This window comes from Chryseobacterium indologenes (assembly GCA_016025055.1).
In the GTDB taxonomy this organism is placed as follows: domain Bacteria; phylum Bacteroidota; class Bacteroidia; order Flavobacteriales; family Weeksellaceae; genus Chryseobacterium; species Chryseobacterium indologenes.
Window position 1 is genome coordinate 2,823,116 of the sequence record CP065590.1, and the last position, 18,829, is coordinate 2,841,944.

At 36.5% G+C, this 18,829-nt stretch carries 16 protein-coding genes and 2 pseudogenes; 15 read left to right on the top strand and 3 right to left on the bottom strand.

Features of this window, described 5'->3' with window-relative positions; translation table 11 throughout:
* Positions 1 to 117 precede the first annotated feature (117 nt).
* From H3Z85_12995 to polA, 13 genes and pseudogenes are all read left to right on the top strand, one after another.
* The gene (locus tag H3Z85_12995) at positions 118 to 2,310 is read left to right on the top strand and encodes a Vgr family protein (GenBank protein QPQ50418.1); all 2,193 of its coding nucleotides are present in this window, start codon (positions 118 to 120) and stop codon (positions 2,308 to 2,310) included.
* Between the two features lie 36 nt (positions 2,311 to 2,346).
* The gene (locus H3Z85_13000; protein QPQ50419.1) at positions 2,347 to 3,201 is read left to right on the top strand and encodes a hypothetical protein; all 855 of its coding nucleotides are present in this window, start codon (positions 2,347 to 2,349) and stop codon (positions 3,199 to 3,201) included.
* Positions 3,202 to 3,214: 13 nt separating this feature from the next.
* Positions 3,215 to 4,488: pseudogene (locus H3Z85_13005) on the top strand (DUF4280 domain-containing protein).
* A gap of 112 nt (positions 4,489 to 4,600) precedes the next feature.
* On the top strand, positions 4,601 to 5,407 hold the full coding sequence (locus H3Z85_13010; protein QPQ53894.1) for an ankyrin repeat domain-containing protein: 807 nt from the start codon (positions 4,601 to 4,603) through the stop codon (positions 5,405 to 5,407).
* A 38-nt stretch (positions 5,408 to 5,445) separates the two neighbouring features.
* Positions 5,446 to 5,718, top strand: a complete 273-nt coding sequence (locus H3Z85_13015) for a hypothetical protein (GenBank protein ID QPQ50420.1) — start codon at positions 5,446 to 5,448, stop codon at positions 5,716 to 5,718.
* Positions 5,703 to 5,987, top strand: coding sequence for an ankyrin repeat domain-containing protein (locus H3Z85_13020; protein QPQ50421.1), 285 nt, complete (start codon positions 5,703 to 5,705; stop codon positions 5,985 to 5,987). The genes H3Z85_13015 and H3Z85_13020 overlap by 16 nt, the downstream gene beginning before the upstream one ends.
* Entirely contained in the window at positions 5,987 to 6,256 is a 270-nt protein-coding gene (locus H3Z85_13025) for a hypothetical protein (GenBank protein ID QPQ50422.1), read from the top strand. Before H3Z85_13020 ends, H3Z85_13025 begins: the two co-directional genes overlap by 1 nt.
* Before the next feature lie 45 nt (positions 6,257 to 6,301).
* Entirely contained in the window at positions 6,302 to 6,688 is a 387-nt protein-coding gene (locus tag H3Z85_13030) for a LysM peptidoglycan-binding domain-containing protein (GenBank protein QPQ50423.1), read from the top strand.
* Positions 6,685 to 7,386 carry a hypothetical protein gene (locus H3Z85_13035; protein QPQ50424.1) on the top strand — a complete coding sequence of 234 codons (702 nt, stop codon included), beginning with the start codon at positions 6,685 to 6,687 and terminating at the stop codon, positions 7,384 to 7,386. The genes H3Z85_13030 and H3Z85_13035 overlap by 4 nt, the downstream gene beginning before the upstream one ends.
* On the top strand, positions 7,373 to 8,053 hold the full coding sequence (locus tag H3Z85_13040; protein QPQ50425.1) for a hypothetical protein: 681 nt from the start codon (positions 7,373 to 7,375) through the stop codon (positions 8,051 to 8,053). Before H3Z85_13035 ends, H3Z85_13040 begins: the two co-directional genes overlap by 14 nt.
* 13 nt (positions 8,054 to 8,066) lie before the next feature.
* Positions 8,067 to 9,404, top strand: a complete 1,338-nt coding sequence (locus H3Z85_13045) for a hypothetical protein (protein QPQ50426.1) — start codon at positions 8,067 to 8,069, stop codon at positions 9,402 to 9,404.
* 402 nt (positions 9,405 to 9,806) lie between these two features.
* The gene (locus H3Z85_13050; GenBank protein QPQ50427.1) at positions 9,807 to 10,220 is read left to right on the top strand and encodes a hypothetical protein; all 414 of its coding nucleotides are present in this window, start codon (positions 9,807 to 9,809) and stop codon (positions 10,218 to 10,220) included.
* A 166-nt stretch (positions 10,221 to 10,386) separates the two neighbouring features.
* Positions 10,387 to 13,218 (top strand): annotated as a pseudogene (polA, locus tag H3Z85_13055) (DNA polymerase I).
* A gap of 101 nt (positions 13,219 to 13,319) precedes the next feature.
* Here polA and H3Z85_13060 read toward each other — a convergent pair.
* On the bottom strand, positions 13,320 to 14,006 hold the full coding sequence (locus H3Z85_13060) for a hypothetical protein (GenBank protein QPQ50428.1): 687 nt from the start codon (positions 14,004 to 14,006) through the stop codon (positions 13,320 to 13,322).
* 615 nt (positions 14,007 to 14,621) lie between these two features.
* Positions 14,622 to 15,020 (bottom strand): immunity 22 family protein, encoded by a 399-nt coding sequence (locus tag H3Z85_13065; GenBank protein ID QPQ50429.1) that lies wholly within the window; start codon positions 15,018 to 15,020, stop codon positions 14,622 to 14,624.
* A gap of 183 nt (positions 15,021 to 15,203) precedes the next feature.
* Between H3Z85_13065 and H3Z85_13070 the strand changes: the two genes are divergently transcribed.
* Positions 15,204 to 15,851 (top strand): MgtC/SapB family protein, encoded by a 648-nt coding sequence (locus tag H3Z85_13070; GenBank protein ID QPQ50430.1) that lies wholly within the window; start codon positions 15,204 to 15,206, stop codon positions 15,849 to 15,851.
* 29 nt (positions 15,852 to 15,880) lie between these two features.
* On the opposite strand, the gene H3Z85_13075 is transcribed toward H3Z85_13070, so the two are convergent.
* A complete protein-coding gene (locus tag H3Z85_13075) occupies positions 15,881 to 16,369 on the bottom strand; it encodes a copper resistance protein NlpE N-terminal domain-containing protein (protein QPQ50431.1) in 489 nt (162 codons plus the stop codon).
* A gap of 262 nt (positions 16,370 to 16,631) precedes the next feature.
* Here H3Z85_13075 and H3Z85_13080 point away from each other — a divergent pair, with 262 nt between their 5' ends.
* Entirely contained in the window at positions 16,632 to 18,770 is a 2,139-nt protein-coding gene (locus H3Z85_13080) for a S46 family peptidase (protein ID QPQ50432.1), read from the top strand.
* The last annotated feature ends 59 nt before the right edge of the window (positions 18,771 to 18,829 follow it).

The following is an 18,829-nucleotide window of genomic DNA, read 5'->3' on the forward strand; positions in this document are numbered from 1 at the left end:
TATCAGCCTCCCAAGTAATTTTTCCAGAGAGAAAATGACCGTGGCAGTTAGTAATTCATAATCCTATATCTTTTATGCTGTAATCAGCAGTTTATTTAACTTTAAATACAAGACATTATGTTTCAGGATGACAAAACAACTAAAGTAGATACCCCGAAAAAAAGAGATAAAAAAGGCAATGACCAGTTGAAAGATACTGTACAGGAAAATGTTGCCAAAAAAGCAGAGGGAAAATTGACTACAACGGGCGAAAAAGTTAAGAAAGTAGCAAAAGTAGGACAGCAAAGCTTAAGTGCTGCACAGGGAGCAGATATGTTTATGAACCAAACATTTGTTCCCAACGATCCTTCTATTGTCGACAATAAAGTTTGGGCAAAGCAACCCACTTCAAAAATACACAATGTAGAAGCTATTGCTGAAAGCGTTATTGCGGGTATTAATCGTGTAGTGATGCTGGATGTAATTATTGAAGGAAAAATTATCAAACATTTTAAGCATTTCAGACTGACTCAAAGCGCTGCTAAGCACCATGAATTTAGTTTGACACTGGCACATGATACCTTAGGAAATGCAGAAAACCATAATCTAGGAGAAGCCCAGAGTTTTCTTGGGAAAAGAATTACCGTAGTTTTTAAATATAAAGATATTGAAAAAGGTGCCGAACGCAACTTTGTAGGTGTTGTTACAGAGGTCGGTTTCAGCCAGGAAAAGGGAAGCCTGGGAAATATTGTTCTTAAAGGATATAGCCCAACGGTGCTTCTGGATGCCGCTCCCCATATTCAGAGTTTTGGAGGTGCCCAACCGGTGAGTCTCAACAGTATTGCAGATCAGGTAATACGCGAAGGACTGGGCCAGAGTAAATTCGATTTCAGAATTGATGCTCAACACGGAAATATTTCCTACAGCTCCCAATATGAAGAAACTCACTATAATTATCTTGCCAGAATGGCTGAAGCTTATGGTGAACAGTTTTATTATGATGGTGAAGTACTGCATTTTGGTAAACTTCCACCACAGGAAAAACCAATTAAACTTACCTACGGAAGCAGTGTGAGTGATATTGCGGTTAAAATGAAGGCTCAACATGTCAATCCTACATTTTATGGCTACAACAGCAGTAAAAATGAAAAATTGACAACAGGAAATTCAAAAATCAATCATGCATCGGACATTGCAAGACGTGCTTACGAAATATCAGAAAAAACCTTTACCACCCCTTCTCTAAGGGTTGCTCCCATAAAAGCCACTTCTTTTATGGATATTGATGCGTCCCAGAAAGGAACGGCAGGAAGTAAAGCTTCAGAAGTATTCGTTACTTCCGGAACCACTACTGTCCCTTTTCTCTATCCGGGATGTACCGCAGATATCGAAATGCGGAAAACGGGAAGTAATGAAACTTCTTATTTTACAAAACTGATGATCATCGAAGTGACTCATGAGGTAGATGGGAGAGGATATTATGATGGTAGATTTGAAGCCATTGCTGCAGATACAGGATTTATTCCACGTCCGGAATTTGAGGTTCCAAGGGCTGAAGCTCAGTTTGCCAAAGTAATTTCCAATACAGATCCTTTGAACCAAGGAAGAGTAAAAATACAATTTGATTGGCAAAACGGTCCTGATTCTTCAGAATTTATCCGTGTCATGACCCCGGATGCGGGAAGCAGTGATAAAGTCAATAAAAATAGAGGCTTTATGGCTATTCCTGAGGTTGGAGATCAGGTTATTGTAAATTTCGTACATCAGCATCCGGATCGTCCTTTTGTTATGGGAGGAATGTTCCATGGAGGAATTGGAGCCGGAGGAGGAGCCGATAATAATATAAAAAGTTTAAGCAGCAGAAGCGGAAATAAATTAGAATTAAATGATGGTGAAGGTTCCGTATTTCTAACAGATCAGGGAGGTGCCAATATGAAATTCGATGGTGCAGGGAATGCTCATACCAATGCTAATAACAATAAAATAGTAAATGTCGGAAACCATAATACCGTAAATGCAGGAAGTAGCAGTGCTATCAATGTAGGTGGAAAAGAAGGAGAACCGGCAAATTCTTATTTAAAAATGGATGCTTCCGGAAATATCTGTTTAGAAGGAAAAACAAAGATTGAACTGAAAGTCGGAAAAAATACGATTACCATAACCCAGACAGGTATTACCATTTCTGCGGCAGACGGTATGCTGGATATGAATTCATTACAAAATGCATTGCTGGTTACCCAGGATAACCTGAGCATTCATAGTAAATCCCTGACATCCATTAATTCGGGCGGAGACATGACTATTACCGGTAGTACTGTAGATATCAATTAATAAAGGATCAGTATAATTTTAAAAGAAGATTAGAATATGGCTTTTGAACTTGATCACGAAGAAAAAGACGATTTATTAGGATTTAAATACGCATGGTATAAAAATGCTGAATATCTTATCAATATTAAATCGTATCTTACTTTAGGAAGTGGGAAAGCCAATCAAACGGAAATAGAACAAAGCTGGAATGTTTTGCCCGGAGAATACAATCATATTACGATCGACTCTTCTCCTCAAAGATATATCCAGTCTGACGGGCAGATGCGGGCCTTTTATGAAATCCTTGAAGAAATAAACAAGGCAACCAATGTATTGCAGCTATCATTGGATACCGATAAAAGTATCCTTGAAGTCACTAATAAAGACGAAATTTCAGGTAAATGGAATGAAATAAAAAGAGATTTACATTTTTTTGAATTGGTGAAAGAAAGCTATGAAGCCTTTATTCACCTTTATGATAAGGAGTTTAATAATATAGATCAAAATATTAAGCTGAATTTATTATACCAGATTATGTTTTATCCCTTACCTGTATTCAGAGGCGGAGGTTTTATTGATCAAATGCCGGTAAGAAATACTTTGTCGACACTTTTTCCGGGAGAAAAAATAAGTTATGATTCTCAGTACAGGATTTCTAAAAAAGAGAATGGAGGATATCTTGTAAAGCTGGAAGCGAAGAATAAAGGTGATCATTCACATTTTAAAAGTATATATCAGGATCAATATCAGAAGACACTTGGTGGCTCCTTAGCCTATAAATATTTTCTTGAAGGAGAGTATATGTATAATGAAGACTCCGTATTGTCAGAGATAATGTTTCACGTAAAAGAGGAGCTTAATGAAAACATGCTTTATGTCTGCAGGTACCATATAAGACTCAATAAACAATAACATCAGTATCATTATGAGCGAATTATATATAGCACAGGGAACCCCGCTTATCTGCAGTAAAGGCAGAAGACTCATAGGAATTGGAGTGAGCTCACAGTCTACAGTACATCTGAAGAGTGGAGCAAAGCTGATGGCTACAGAAGATGATCGTTTTAAGGATAACTTTATATGTCCTCAAATGATGATGGCCGGAGCTTTAGCCGGAGTTGCTGTTGCAGCAGCCTTTTCCGGAGGGCTTTTTGTTTTGGCAGCAGCTGCCTGGGCAGGAAGTGCACTTATTGATGATTGCCTCAATATCTGTTCCTTTCTTTGCAAAGGTAGTGATTGGAAAAATACTCACCCGAAAGTAAAAATTGAAAATAAAAAACCTTTATTGCAAAACTCCAGTTTACATTGTTTTCTGGGAGGTGAGGTTACCTTTCATTTACCAATTGCCCAGCTGAAGGAAGCTTCGACCGCCAGCAAAATGGCCAAGGATTCGTATAATGATGAATACAAAGACAAAAAGGGACATGATATCAAAATAGATGGGTATACCCGCATTGATACCAGTGATCAAAGCCAACTAGATAAGTTATTTGGTTCTGGAAAGCTTACTCCAGAGGATTTTAATACCAACAAAGACGATGGCTTTTATTCTTCCCTATATTATAAAGATACAGGTGATAAAAATACAAGTGAGTATTTTGTAGCTTTCAGAGGTTCTGAACCGAAAGGGATGCAGTTTTATCATGACTGGTTTATTGAGGATGGGGGACAGGCTTTTGGTTTTGATACTCCACAAATAGAAAAAACAAGAGCACTTGCTGAAAAAATGGATGGGGCTACAAATAAAAAGTAAAATTTACCGGACATTCACTCGGAGGAGGAAACAGTGCCATGGCTTCCTATTATACAGGGCGTCCTGGCTATACCTTTAATGCAAGAGGCGTTCATAAAAATACCTTAAATTACCTCGATAAGAAAGGAGCGGTAAAATCAACTTCAAATATTTTTAACTATAGTACAAGCAATGATATTCTTAACGGATTACAAAATAACAGAGAAGGGCTGCTTTCGACATTAGCCATATCAAGAATTCCGGGACTGAACAAGCTTGCAATTTTTGGAGGTCTTACAGGAGCTGTTCCACGTGCTTTAGGCCAACAGCATGAAATATTCGGCTATATTGAAGACAATGAGGGGTTGGGAATTAAAACTATAGGTAGCGGGCATAGCGCCTATGATGATGCATTTCAGGCGATGTTGGGTACAATCAATACAGATGTTATAGCTAATAATATATAATATGAAATCAACTATTTTAATAATATTTTCCATGATGACAATTTTTTCATGTTCAGATTTTGGGCTAAGATCCCGTAAAAAAGAGAATAGAGCTGAATATCCTCCTGCAAAGATGTTTAAAGGAGGCGGTTTACTGGCTGCACAAAAAATGTTTGATGGAGATCTTAGCGGGATGGAGCAGGTTATCAAAGAAAAGAAAATAGATATCAATACATTGCAGGAAGAAACAGGATATACATTACTCATGTATGCTTCTATTATTGAAAATCTGAATGCGATGGAAAAACTTTTGGAATTAGGAGCAGATCCCAATATTATAGTTCCAAATGAAGGTCTGGAATCACCTTTAAACCATGCTGTGGCACTCAACAATTATGAAATGCTTCAATTACTTTTTAAATATAAAGCCAATCCGAATCCTGAATTGGGACATTCTCCATTATCAAAAGCCATGCTGCTGGGAGGGACTGACACTACTGAAAAGAAAATGATTGATTACCTACTTCAAAATGGAGCAGATATCAATAACATCTCTTTTAACGGAAGTAATATCATGGAGGATGCAATAAGAGATGATCTGAATACAGCAGAGTATTTTCTCAGCAAAGGAGGACAGCCTAAAATTAAGAACACCAATCTTTGTCCGATGGCCAATTATATTGAATATAAAGAAAACCAAAAAAATGAAGGTAATCTGCCAGACTCTCCTTACTATCAAAAGCTGTTTGGAATCAAAAAACAATTAATTGATAAATATAAAGTAACCTTTCCTTACCGGAATGATACAATAGCAGAGGCTAAGCTAAGAATCCAACTCTATGAAAAGCTAAATCCTAAAGATAAAATATCTGTTAATTTTAATAAAAATTATGGTGAAAGCCGTTACCAAGATGATTTAGCTATTGTGAAAGGACGATAAAAGCAAGGTGAAGTAATTACAGAAAAAGGAACATTAAGATGAGAAAATCAACTATTTTAATAATATTTTCCATGATGATACTCTTTTCCTGTTCAGATTTTGGGTTAAGATCCCATAAAAAACAGAATAGAGAACAATATCCTCCTCAAAAATTATTTGAAGGAATTCAGCTTCAGGCTGCACAAAAAATATTTGATGAAGACAATTCTGGATTAGAAAACATGATTAATACTCAGCCTGAAATAATTAATCAGCTAAGTGAAAAGAAGGGGTATACCTTGTTGTTTATGCTACTATGCTCGAAAATATAAAAGGAATGGAAGTTTTGTTACAAAAAGGAGCCGACCCCAATATTATTACCCCAGATCTTTTTAGTTCTCCGGTTTCGCAGGCAGTAGGTACTAATAATTATGAAATGTTAAATGTATTACTGAAATACAAAGCAAAACTTAATCCGGCAATTGGGGTTAGCCCTCTGAGTGACGCAATGTTATTGGGAGGCGAAGGCACAGAAAGAAAAATAATAGACTACTTGTTGGAACATGGTGCAGATATGTATCGTATGATGGAGGTAATATAATGGAAAATGCTGCCAGAGATGATTTGAAATTAGCTATTTATTTTTTAGAAAAAGGTGGACAACCTAAAATAAAAGGAACAGAATTATGTCCTATGGCCAGATATATTCAGTTTGAGGAAGAAAATCAAAGAAAGCATAATAAAACGGAAAATTTAAATGAAATATTAGCATTTAAGAAACAATTAATTGAAAAATATAACGTTCAGTTTAATAAAAACTATGGTGAAAATCTTTTTCAGGAAGATTTGAAAAGAGAGAAAGGTACATGACGTAAGATATAATAAAATCCATCAACCAGAGGTTAATCAACAATAATGAATTTCATACAATATAAAATACAAAAAAAAGATACCTTACAAACTATCGCAGAAAAACAACAAATTTCAGTAAAGGAGCTTGTGGATTTTCATAATCAACATTCCGGTATGACGGGCGTTATTATAGGAAATGCGTTGCCGATTCATCTGGAGCATATTATTGTCAGTAAAGAACATTTAAAAAAGCAAAAAGTAAAAAGCATAAAAGAAGGTGATAAGGTTATTTTTAATCAAAAAGCAAGATATCGTTGTGTACAGGTTAATACAACCAGTATTAATGGTGAGATAGCCCAGTTTGTAGAACAAAAATTTCAATATCTTCTTAAGATGGATACCGTTAATCAACTGGGATCTGTGAAAAGGGAAGATTACTTAAAAAGATGACCCCTTCCGTGATGTTGGATGTGCTTGATTTCATTGCAGAAACTGATCATATAAAACATAATACCCTTTTTACATTGGATGAGAAAGGGAAAATAAATACCATCCTCAACAGGAGAGAGTTAAATGAAAATTGGATGGCATATAAAAAGCAAAAACTCCACCATAACCCATTTATCATGGAACTCGCCAAAACGAATGCAGATGCGGTTCAGGAGCTTATTAAGTTAGGAGATGCCCAGTTTTCTCAGGAAGCTTCTAATGAAGAAGAATATAGAAAAGACTTTTTTTATTTTACTTGTTTTAATCAGTATACTCTCAATGATCATTTGGAGACCAGTCATTTTGATTTTCTCTCCACAGTGGTGCCGCCTAATGTAGTGCCTCTTAGCTTGAGATATGATAAGGTTTCTGAACAAAACGATAAACTTACCATCAGAATGATTGCCGAATATCAGTTAACCAAAGAATTGGAAGAAAAGATTATCAGCCAATATAATGTTTTACATCGACCAAGCATAGGTTTTAGTTACACTCAATATAAATTGATTTTCCGCTCTACCATTGAAATAGATACCCAAACCAGGTTGGTGAAAACAGCCACTGTAAAGATGAAAGAATCAATTGCTGATAATATCGAAAACGAATGCAATTATACTATAAAACAACTTGAAAACTATACCCCGGATGAAGGAAACTAGGAATTTTCAATTTGATGGTGTTGATGCCAAAACCGAATGGAAAATAGGATTGATACTGGCAGTCCCCGCATTAGCTGTATTCTTTCTGGTAATGTATGTGTCAGAATTTTACTTACCTAAAACCTATTTTTTATACCCTGTTTTACTAGCTTCAGTTTTAACAATAGTAATAAGTATCCTGATATTAAAATTACTAAGTGGAACTATAAAAGAAAAAAAATGGAATATTAATATTGATGACAAGGTGCTTGAAATCACCTATAAAAATATAAAAAAAGCGATCCCGTTAACGGATATCAGATCCATTAAAAATCTGGGAAATGTAGGTTTCAGATATCTTACAATAATAACACATCAGGAAACAATTAAAATAAGAGTTGGGAATACAGGTTTTGTGCCGTTTTCAACTCAAAAGGATCTTGAAATCTTTGACGATTTTGTAGAATATCTCAGACCTTTTTTAGATGAAAATTTTAATAAAAAAGAACTTAAGAATAAAATCAATACTCAGGTATTTCCCAACTATGGGGTATATGTCGTGAAATCTGAAAAGATTAAATACAGTATTATAAACAGATTGAAACCCTGGCAAATCATGATTATCTTCCTGGGCGGTGGCTTTTTACTGTTGATTTTACTATTTACACAACTTGAAAAATATTGGTAAAAAAATATAGGTTATGGCAGTTTATTTACCTGAAAAAGTATATGCAGTATGTACTAATCAAATGAATCCCGATCCAAGGCAGCTTTTATTGAGTGATTTAAGAGAATCATTTGCACGAACCGTGAAGTTCGGAGCCGAAGATAAAGTTTTTCTCGTCAAAATTGATAAAAAACTGAGTGAGGATTTTAAATGTAAGTCCAACTGGAGCACCGGTGCAGGAATGGTAGCATTAGGAGCCGGTGTAGGAGTCGGACTTGGAATTGCGGCTGTATGTTTAACAGTACCCGTGGCAGGCTGGATTGTGGGAGGAGCTATCGCCGTTGGTGCAGTTATCTGGGGACTTTTTAAAATGGCTCAAAGGCCGTCATGTAGCGAGATGATTGGATTTGAGGAAAGCCAATGGACTTTACATCATACTACCGTAAAATTTGATAGTCGTAAAGTAGAAGTTAAAGATCTTCATTTAGCACTGACTAAAAACTCTATGCTAACCTGCAAAGAAGGGGGAGTCATACTTCCTTTCATCAATAAAGCAGATGCCATGAAAGCGGCAGATACTATTGCAGGTAACAATAAAACTGAATTCTGGACCAACGTTGCAGGAGGATTTTTAACCGGAGCCTTACTTGGTTTCGGAATGGGGGTGGCATTACCTGCAGGTGCAAGTTTAACATGGGTGCAAGGTACCATACATGCTGTAACTCAGGGATTAATATTTGGTGCATGGATTCCTATTGGCCAATTCGTCATTACCCCGCTGGCTGGTAAATTCGGTACGGGGGTAAATTCAGCACAGGCCGATGGAGATAGCTATAAAGATGTTAAAGGTGCTCAGCAAAGTACTGATGATCCAATAATTCCTACTGATAACTGGGATCTTTGGAGCCCGATAAAAGATGGTCGTGATATCAGAAAGAAACTAGCTGAAAATAAAGCTTCAAAGGCTGATCTTGAAAAATTCGATAGAGGGATTGCTGAGGCTAAAAAACAAGGAACCTATTCATTAAAAAATAATCCGGACTTAAGAGAGATGTTTGAAAGAATGAAGGCTGGAGAGTTTGGGAAGGAACTTAAGGAGCAGGTGAGCAACAAGAGCGGCAATTTTAGAGGAAAGGTTAATGAAAAAAATGCAAATAAATCTGCTCAAGCCCATTCAGAAAAGGCAAACCTTTCCATTAGTGAGAATAACAAAGCAAATATAAGAAGCGGAGCCACATCAACGGCAGGAATTTTAACCTTAATTGCTCCTTTTGCAGCCAGCTATTTTTCCGAAAGAGCAATAAGACTGGCAGCAGAAGGCTTCACAAATGATGTTACCAAAGGAGTTACTGTAAAGGCAACAGATGCTTAATATATCAATACCAGTACTATTATATAGATAAAAAAGAAATCACTTTCAGAATGTTCAGTAATGTTCTCATGAACAGCTTTAACCGTATCTGCAAAGTTTAAAGCTGTACAAATTATTGATAAAATTATAATCTTGTTTAAACACTTTTTTCATATTATATTTCCCAAATTCGTGTAATAGTTAAAATTTTACTCTAATTTTTCATTTGGGGTTAAAGCGTTTATTTATAATGATTTATCATTTCACACAACACTATTGTCGTAGAATTACGACAAGAAATCGTAGAACTACTACAATTTTTCAGATTTACGTTCAAAAGCTTTTTTTTCAAATTCAATGACTCTATCTTTGTTATATAATTATCGAACAACAATTTATTACTAACGATTAAAATTTACAATCATGGCAGAAAGAAATTCAAGAGGAATCTTAAAATTCAACGGAGGAGAAGGGCAGAAACTGTTAAAAATGAACTACAGTGTATCAAGATCTACAGACGTTTCAGGACGTGTAGCATCAGACCCTTCTAACGCATTAATCAAGGTGACAGTAGAAGCTACTGAAAAATCAGACATCCTTGAAAGCTTACTAAACGGTAAATATAAGCCGACAAAAGGAGAAATTACATTCAACAAATCTCACGAAGAAGGAACATTGATCACTTTGAACTGGGAAAACGGATACGTAATTCAACACGAAGTAGACTTCGACGCTGTGGATAGCAACAGCATGCTGATCAGCTTTGTGGTAAGTGCTGAAACAATTGACTATGGAACTTCTCAGTATATGGGATTATGGCCTTCTTCAGGTAAATAAGCCAAGTCAAACTAAAAATAGAGCAGTATGCCCGGAAGGGTATACTGCTTTTTTATGACAAAACATCAGGAAATTTTAAAACGCTCCCGTCCCTCGATACTCAAACTCGGTCCTCAGACTGCCTACTTTTATTCCTATTTTATTATCTTTGTTCATTATTGAAAATATGGACGCAACACAAGATAAAAGGCTGTTTCTCATCGATGCTTATGCGATGATTTTCAGAGGATATTACGCACTGATAAGAAATCCGAGACTAACGAGCAAAGGATTAGATACTTCTGCTATTTTTGGGTTTACCAACTCTTTGATCGAATTGATCAGAAGAGAAAAACCGACTCATCTGGCAGTCGTTTTTGATGTGGGGCAGGCAAGTGTAAGAACTGAAGATTTTGCAGATTATAAAGCCAACAGAAGTGAAACTCCTGAAGCCATTAAAATTGCCATTCCATACATTCATAAAATCCTGCAAGCAATGCATATTCCCATTCTGGGAGTAGAAGGTTATGAGGCAGATGACGTCATCGGTACCATTGCCTGTAAAGCAGAAAAAGAAGGATATACCACATTTATGGTAACTCCTGATAAAGACTTTGCACAGCTGGTTACAGATAAAATCAAGATTTATAAACCTGGATTAAAAGGGGGAGATATAGAAATTCTGGGTGTAGATGAGGTAAAGGCAAAATATGAAATTGAAGACCCAAAACAGGTGATAGACTTCCTGGCTATGATGGGGGATGCAGTCGATAATATCCCCGGATTAGAAGGTGTAGGAGAAAAAACAGCCATGAAATTCCTGAAAGAATTCGGAAATATTGAAACCTTACTGGCCAATACCGATAAACTGAAAGGAAAACTGAAAGAAAAAGTAGAAGCTTCTGCAGAACGCGGTATTTTGTCTAAAAAACTCGCGACAATTATCTGTGATGCTCCTATAGAATTTCATCAGGAGCAGTACGATCTTGAAACTCCTGACTTTGAAAAAGTAAAAGAAGTCTTTGACGAAATAGAATTCAGAAGACTCTACGAAAATCTGTACAGGGCTTTTGCACCAGCACCAACGGAAACAATTGTGGTAAGTGAAGTGGAAGTAAAACAAACTCCTGCCGGTACGGAAGTGAAAGGGCAGGTGATGCAGCTCGATCTTTTTGCTAATTTTGAAGAACTTGATCAGGCTACTTCTACAAAATCGTCGATTGAACATAACGATCATCTTTACCAGTTTATTAACAATCCAAAAGCTCAGAAAAAATTAGTAGCCAATCTCCTGCAACAAAAAGTAGTTTGTTTTGATACCGAAACAACCTCATTAAACGAATTGGAAGCTGAGCTGGTAGGAATGAGTTTTTCGTATAAAAAGGTCTTGCCTATTATATTCCTTTGTCTGAAGACAGGGCTGAGGTATTGCAGACCCTTGAAATTTTCAGACCGTTTTTTGAAAAAGAAGACCTGCTGAAAATTGCCCATAATTTAAAGTTTGATTATAAAGTCTTAAAGCAATACGATATTACCGTTAAAGGAGCCATGTTTGATACCATGATTGCCCATTATTTGCTGAATCCGGACGGAAGACACGGCATGGATTACCTTTCAGAGATATATCTGAACTACAAACCGGTATCCATCGAGACTATTATTGGTAAAAAGGGAAAAAACAGGGTAGCTTCAGAGATGCAGATCTTAGAACACAAACTGACTATGCAGCAGAAGATGCCGATATCACTTTCCAGTTATACGAGCTGTTTGCACCCCAACTGAAAAAGAAAACCTTGAAGAGCTTTTCTATACTATTGAAATGCCTTTGATGGAAGTTCTTGCGAAAATGGAACTGGCCGGAATTTCCCTTGACGAAAAATGGCTGGCACAGGAAAGTATTGATCTGGAAAACGATCTTAAACAATTGGAAGCCACCATTTTTGAACTTTCAGGAGAAGAATTTAATATGAATTCACCTAAACAGTTAGGCGACATTCTGTTTGAAAAAATGCAGCTTGACCCGAAAGCAAAGAAAACAAAAACAGGACAATATGCCACTTCAGAAGATGTGCTTCAGAAACTGTCTTCAAAACATGAAATCATCAAGCATATCCTGGAGTACAGAACTTACCAGAAATTAAAATCAACCTATGTGGATGCTTTGCCTTCACAGATTGATAAAAAGGATAACAGGGTACATACCAACTTCTCACAGACCACCGCGGCAACAGGCCGTTTGGCTAGTGTAAATCCTAACCTGCAGAATATTCCGATCAGAACATTGAGAGGTCAGCAGATTCGTGGAGCGTTCGTTTCAGGAGAAGGAAACAAAATCATTTCTGCCGATTACTCACAAATTGAACTTCGTCTTATCGCTGAAATTTCCGGTGAAGAAAATATGATTAAAGCTTTCCAGGATGGAGAAGATATTCACGCTTCCACTGCTGCTAAATTATTTAAAATTCCGTTGGAAGAAGTATCCAAAACACAGAGAAGCCAGGCCAAGACTGTAAACTTCGGGATCATCTACGGACAGGGAGCTTTTACCCTGGCAGAACAAACCGGATTATCCCGTACCGAAGCCAAACAAATGATCGAAGCCTATTTTGAAACCTATCCGAAACTGAAAGAATATATGGCTGAGCAGGTAAGCAAGGCCCGTCAGTTAGGTTATGTGGAAACCATTTTAGGAAGAAAAAGACATTTAAAGGATATCAATTCCAATAATTTTGTGGTAAGAGGTCATGCTGAAAGAAATGCTGTAAACGCCCCTGTCCAGGGAAGTGCTGCAGATGTAGTGAAATTAGCTATGATTAAAATCGACAGAGAACTGGAAGAACAACAGCTGAAGACTAAAATGTTACTTCAGGTACATGATGAATTGGTCTTTGAATCTCCGGTTGACGAAATTGAAACGGCTTCAGCTTTGATCAGAAAAGAAATGGAAAGTGCTTTGGAAACACAGGTTCCTTTATTGGTTGAAATTGGAGTGGGGAATAACTGGTTAGAAGCCCATTAGTAAAACGATACCATACTTAATAACAAAAAACTTCCGCTATTGTAAGCGGAAGTTTTTTTATTGGGTTTACTTATAAATTTTTGAAGCTTTACTGACCTGTTTCAATCAATGGATACAGAATGATAAACCTTTCTTATAATATCTTCGGGAGAAGCTTTTTCAAATAAATAGCTTTCTTTTTTCACCTGAAAAGTCTTGGTGGTAGAAGGCGTATTTTCTTCCATCGTATTGACGGTTTCCTGTGTAAGCTTACCTTTTAAAGGTTCATAATTTAAAGCAGAGTGAGACCCTGCTCCCATATTATAAGTCTCGATGTAGGTGAGAATAAGTTTTCCGTTGATATATTTGAATGTACTGAATTGATTTCCGTTGGGGCCGATATCATATAAATTAATGTGTAAATTGCCTTGGTCAATACTGATGTCTTCAGTGTCATGCATCTTATAGCCTGCTTCGTTGTACTCGTCTGGAAATACTTTTTCAGAAGCTATATCCAATCGGTAAGTTTTATCATTATTTTTTAAGAGAATAAGCACTTTTCTTTTAGCCAGGGTATCGGATTTCTTTCGTAGCACTAAAACTTTATCGGTAAGCTCATCATGATTGAGGTCACCTTCGGCTTCATATTGAATTTCCTCATCTTTAGTGATAAAATCTAATGGTTCTTTCCCGGTTTTAAAAGTTTCCTGTTGAGATTCTCTGTTTTGTAAAGAGTCATTTTTTGCTTCTTTAGAGATGTGGTTTTGAGGATGGGGTGCTTTTTTATCCTTATCGCAGGAATTGATCACAAAAAAGATAAGATCAGAATAGAAATGATTTTTTTCAAGGGTTATTTATTTAGTATAAATCTAGCTTTTATTTCGTTATAATGGAGCAATAAAATACACATGCTTCCTGATAGAATGGCCGGAAATAGAGATAAAGACAAAGTGTAATACATCTCCGATTTAAAATCATAGCTACTCCAGGAAGATTCCCGGTCGACAAAAATAGAATAGTTTAAGAAGAACCAGGTCACGATCAGCAATAAAAACTCAATACTGACCTTGATAGCAGCGCTTTTTATGAAAGAAAGTACCGAAAAAATAATGGATAGGAGCATGCCTGAAAAAAATGATATCCATACTGCATCTTCAAAAAACTGCATTCAAGGCAGCCGCTTGACATATGACCGGAAAGCCGGCCCATAGACCAATAGATTTCAGCACATGTTATAACGAAAATAATAATCGTGCTGAGGAAAAATTTCTTTGTAAAGTGAAAGAGTTTTTGGTATTCTGGTTTTTTATTCAAGGTATTGTTTTCTATGGCTTAATTTAGAGGTCTAGCGTGTTATGTAAGAAAAATACCCTGCTGTCATTGAAATCATGCAACAAGGTATTTTTAGGTGTATTTGATGATGATTAGACGTTGAATTCGATCTCACCGATATAGTACAGTTTATTTTCCTCACCGTCTACAGAAACGGGGTTAGGAATAACAAACCTGCTGGCAAAAATAATAGCGTTCACAGGAGTATCCAGGCTCAGCTCATTAAGTTTCTGCTCCAGAACAGGAAGCCATTCATCCGCATAAGAATATTCTGAAAATTTTTCATAAAGTCCCAGTCTTTCATCTTCAAATCCGTATTCTATAAAATCATCGTCAAACCATTTGATATTTTGTGACTCGGCAAATTTTGAGACATACTGGTCCTCGGTTTCTTCTTCCATATAATAACTTTCATCCTCTTCTACAAAGTCATAAAAGTCCTCTTCATTTTTAAAATATCCTAACCAGAAGTGTGAAATTTCTTTATCCATGGGGAAATATATTGATTGTTTTAATTTTTTCTTGATTAATTTTCTACACCGATGTGTATTCAGACTGTAATATTACGAAAGTTTTCACGTAAATAAAATCTTCCTGTCATGAACAAAGCATGATCATGCAGACAGGAGATCAATTTTTTTATCGTAAATTTAGTCTGGGTTAAATAAAAAACTATGGAGTTTCTTCAGGATCATTACGTTGTTAAAAACGAACTTTTTTTGATATTTATTTCTGTTATTCTGGGCTTGCTGATTGGTGCAGAGCGCGAATACCGTAATAAATCTGCCGGTCTTCGGACTTTTATTTTAGTTTGTTTCGGTTCGTGCCTTTTTACCATTCTCTCCCTTAAAATCGGAGTTGCAAATCCTGACCGCCTGGCTGCCAATATCATTACCGGAATTGGTTTTTTGGGAGCTGGAGTTATCTTTAAAGGAGAAAATAAAATTGAAGGTATTACAACCGCAACTACTATCTGGGCGACAGCATCTATAGGAATGGCGGTAGGTTCGGGGTATGTATATTTTTCCCTTTTAGGAACCGCTCTGGTATTGATTATTCTGAGTGCTCTTACCTATTTGCAGAGTTTTATAGACAATTATCATAAAATCCGGGAATACAGAATCTCATTCACATCTTCAGCCGATGTAAAGCATTGTGAAGAAATTTTCAAAAAATACCATTTAGCGTTTATAATGATCAAACAACAATACACTCAGGGGAACCTGACGGTTATCTGGAGGCTTACCGGCAAAACAGAACACCATGAAGAACTGATGAAGAATCTGGTTGATGATCCTAAAATCATAGCCTATCAATTTTGACAAAAAAATAAAGGCCGAAGCCTTTATTCTTATTTTTTCTTGAAAATATATAAATCCTTGTTAGGACCTGTAATTTCTTTTCCTTCCATATCAAGTTGGTAAAGGGCATTTTCCCCTACTTTATATTTGTAGTTGGCTGTTTTACCCTTCAAAGTGATGATACTTCCTGTCGCATCCCATGAAAAAGATCCTTTATCCTGGTTTTTAGAATTTCTGTCAAGGTATTCCTCGCTAATGCTGAAAGTCTTATCCTTATTAAGCGTTAAGGAAGTTTTGATTCCCGGGCAATCTGCACAAGGAACCACTGCTTCGTAGGTACCGTCCCAGTCAAGAGCATTTTCGGAAGTGTCACCTATCGCACTGGTGACTGGCTGGGCTGTACTGTCTGGTGCTGGCTGAATAGCCGGTACTATGGAATCCGTTGTAGCCACGGTTGTTTCGGTAGTTTTTTCTTTTTTAGAACAAGAAGCCAGAAGTAAAGCAGCTCCGATTCCTACAATAAACATGGTGTTTTTCATCGTAATAATTAATTTAAATATGTTTTTAATCTAACTACCAGAAATCAAATATTACGCCAAGGAACCTGAAAGTTTAAAATTCGGGAAAACCGGCTCGAAGTCATGAAAAAGTAGCAATATTCCTACATGAAAAAATACAGAGAAATGAAATGAATGTCTTTCATCAACAAGCTCCGAAATAAATTCTTCATTTTCAACTTTAGATCGCTTTTATAAAGCCTATTCTTATTTTTCTTCGTAAATTCGGGCAAAATTTTTGATTATGACAAAAAAGATACTTTTATCCGTATTTCTTTTGCCGGCTGCAATGGCATTTGCACAACAATATGGAGGAATGTGGATTCCTACAGAACTGAATGAAAAAGAAATGAAGGATATGGGAATGAAAATCTCTGCCAAAGATATTTTCAATACCCAGAAACCAAGCATTAAAGATGCTGTAGTACAGTTTAACGGTGGATGTACAGCGGAAATAATCTCCCCAAAAGGACTTTTATTAACCAACCATCACTGTGGTTTCGGACAGATCCAGGCACATTCTACAGTGCAGAATGACCTTCTGTCAAACGGTTTTTGGGCTAAAAATACAAGTGGAGAACTTCCGAATCCGGGCGTAAAAGTAGATTTTATTGTAGACATAAAAGAAGTGACTGATCCTGTTTTGGAAGGAACGGATAACCTTACAGAACCTGAACTGACTAAAAAAATCAACAATAATATCGAGGTTTATAAGAATTCTCAGAAAATTGAATCTTATCAATCGATTCTGGTAAAGCCAATGTACTATGGAAACAAGTATTATGCATATACCATCGAAACATATAAAGACATTCGTCTTGTAGGAGCTCCGCCTCAAAGTATCGGAAAATTCGGAAGTGATACAGACAACTGGGTTTGGCCAAGACATACCGGAGATTTTTCAATGTTCAGAATCTATGTGGGTAAAGACAACAAACCGGCAGAATATTCAAAAGACAATGTACCGTACGTACCAAAACATTATTTACCGGTCTCTATAAAAGATAAAAACGAAAACGATTTTACTTTTGTATTTGGATTCCCTGGGAAAACTACAGAATACCTTCCTGCTGTAGCAGTGGAGAAAATCATGAAGGATATCGACCCTGCGAGAATTGCTGTACGTGATGTAGCTTTAAAAACATTAGATGAAAAAATGCGTGCAGATAACGAAACACGTATCAAATATGCTTCTAAATATGCTTCAGTAGCCAATTACTGGAAAAAATGGATCGGTGAAGTAGAAGGATTGAAAAAGTCCAATGCAGTCGAGAAAAAAGTGATGTACGAAGGATCTTTAGTTGCAAAAAATTCACAGATCAAAACTACATTGGATCAGCTGAATAAGCTTTACAATGATCAGGCTCCCTATGCATTAAACAATGCCTACTACACAGAAGTGGTAAAAAATGCTGAAACATTAAAGCTGGCAGGTGACTATTATGACTTCATTGCTTCCGTAGAAGCCGGAAGAATGGATGAAAAGGAACTTTCAAAATTAAAAAAGAAATTAACTTCTTTCTATAAAGATTACAGCGCAGAGCTTGATGCCAAAGTAACTGCAAAATTACTGGCATTATATGCTAATAAAACAGCTCCACAGTTTTTACCGGCAGGTTTCAACAAGTATAAAGATGAAAATGCCAATATTCCTGTTGTAGAAGATATGTCTAAAAATTCGATCATCACAGGAAGAACTGCTGTAAATGGTGCTGCAGTAACTGCTGATATCGATAAAGCATTTTCTAATCAGGATAAATTGATCAAGACGTTAAAGAAAGATCCTGTTTTCCAGTTGTATGTTTCCATGAAAGATACCTATATGAAAGCTGCTGACCCACAGTATACTTCAATGCAGGCAAAAATCGATGCACTTCAGAAGAAATTTATGGCACAGCAAATGGAAACTGATAAAGACAGAAAGTTCTTTCCGGATGCCAACTCAACCCTTCGTGTGACATACGGAAAGGTGAAAGGTTCAAGCCCGAGAGATGCTGTTTCTTACGGTTACCAGACACACCTGGCTGGAGTTATGGAAAAATATATTCCGGGAGATTACGAGTTTGACGTTCCCAAAAAACTTATCGATCTTTATAATAAAAAAGACTACGGGATTTATAAAGATAAAACCGGTGATGTTCCCGTAGGATTTACCGCTACCAACCATACAACAGGAGGAAATTCAGGAAGCCCGGCGCTTGATGCTAACGGTAACCTTGTAGGCCTAAACTTCGACAGACAATGGGAAGGAACGATGAGTGATATTAATTATGATCCGCGTTTCAGCAGAAACATTATGGTAGATACCAAATATATTCTTTTCGTCATCGAAAAATTTGCCGACTCAAAATGGCTGGTTGATGAAATGAAGATTGTAAAATAAATATTAAAATTTATACCTTTAAGAATCTATTTAAATTTATTTTGAATAGATTCTTTTTT

Excerpts from the sequence above, each read along its gene's own strand:
- H3Z85_12995 (QPQ50418.1), top strand. The coding sequence starts at position 118 with ATGTTTCAGGATGACAAAACAACTAAAGTAGATACCCCGAAAAAAAGA.
- H3Z85_13000 (QPQ50419.1), top strand. The coding sequence starts at position 2,347 with ATGGCTTTTGAACTTGATCACGAAGAAAAAGACGATTTATTAGGATTT.
- H3Z85_13010 (QPQ53894.1), top strand. The coding sequence starts at position 4,601 with ATGTTTAAAGGAGGCGGTTTACTGGCTGCACAAAAAATGTTTGATGGA.
- H3Z85_13015 (QPQ50420.1), top strand. The coding sequence starts at position 5,446 with ATGAGAAAATCAACTATTTTAATAATATTTTCCATGATGATACTCTTT.
- H3Z85_13020 (QPQ50421.1), top strand. The coding sequence starts at position 5,703 with ATGCTCGAAAATATAAAAGGAATGGAAGTTTTGTTACAAAAAGGAGCC.
- H3Z85_13025 (QPQ50422.1), top strand. The coding sequence starts at position 5,987 with ATGGAAAATGCTGCCAGAGATGATTTGAAATTAGCTATTTATTTTTTA.
- H3Z85_13030 (QPQ50423.1), top strand. The coding sequence starts at position 6,302 with ATGAATTTCATACAATATAAAATACAAAAAAAAGATACCTTACAAACT.
- H3Z85_13035 (QPQ50424.1), top strand. The coding sequence starts at position 6,685 with ATGACCCCTTCCGTGATGTTGGATGTGCTTGATTTCATTGCAGAAACT.
- H3Z85_13040 (QPQ50425.1), top strand. The coding sequence starts at position 7,373 with ATGAAGGAAACTAGGAATTTTCAATTTGATGGTGTTGATGCCAAAACC.
- H3Z85_13045 (QPQ50426.1), top strand. The coding sequence starts at position 8,067 with ATGGCAGTTTATTTACCTGAAAAAGTATATGCAGTATGTACTAATCAA.
- H3Z85_13050 (QPQ50427.1), top strand. The coding sequence starts at position 9,807 with ATGGCAGAAAGAAATTCAAGAGGAATCTTAAAATTCAACGGAGGAGAA.
- H3Z85_13065 (QPQ50429.1), bottom strand. The coding sequence starts at position 15,020 with ATGGATAAAGAAATTTCACACTTCTGGTTAGGATATTTTAAAAATGAA.
- H3Z85_13070 (QPQ50430.1), top strand. The coding sequence starts at position 15,204 with ATGGAGTTTCTTCAGGATCATTACGTTGTTAAAAACGAACTTTTTTTG.
- H3Z85_13075 (QPQ50431.1), bottom strand. The coding sequence starts at position 16,369 with ATGAAAAACACCATGTTTATTGTAGGAATCGGAGCTGCTTTACTTCTG.
- H3Z85_13080 (QPQ50432.1), top strand. The coding sequence starts at position 16,632 with ATGACAAAAAAGATACTTTTATCCGTATTTCTTTTGCCGGCTGCAATG.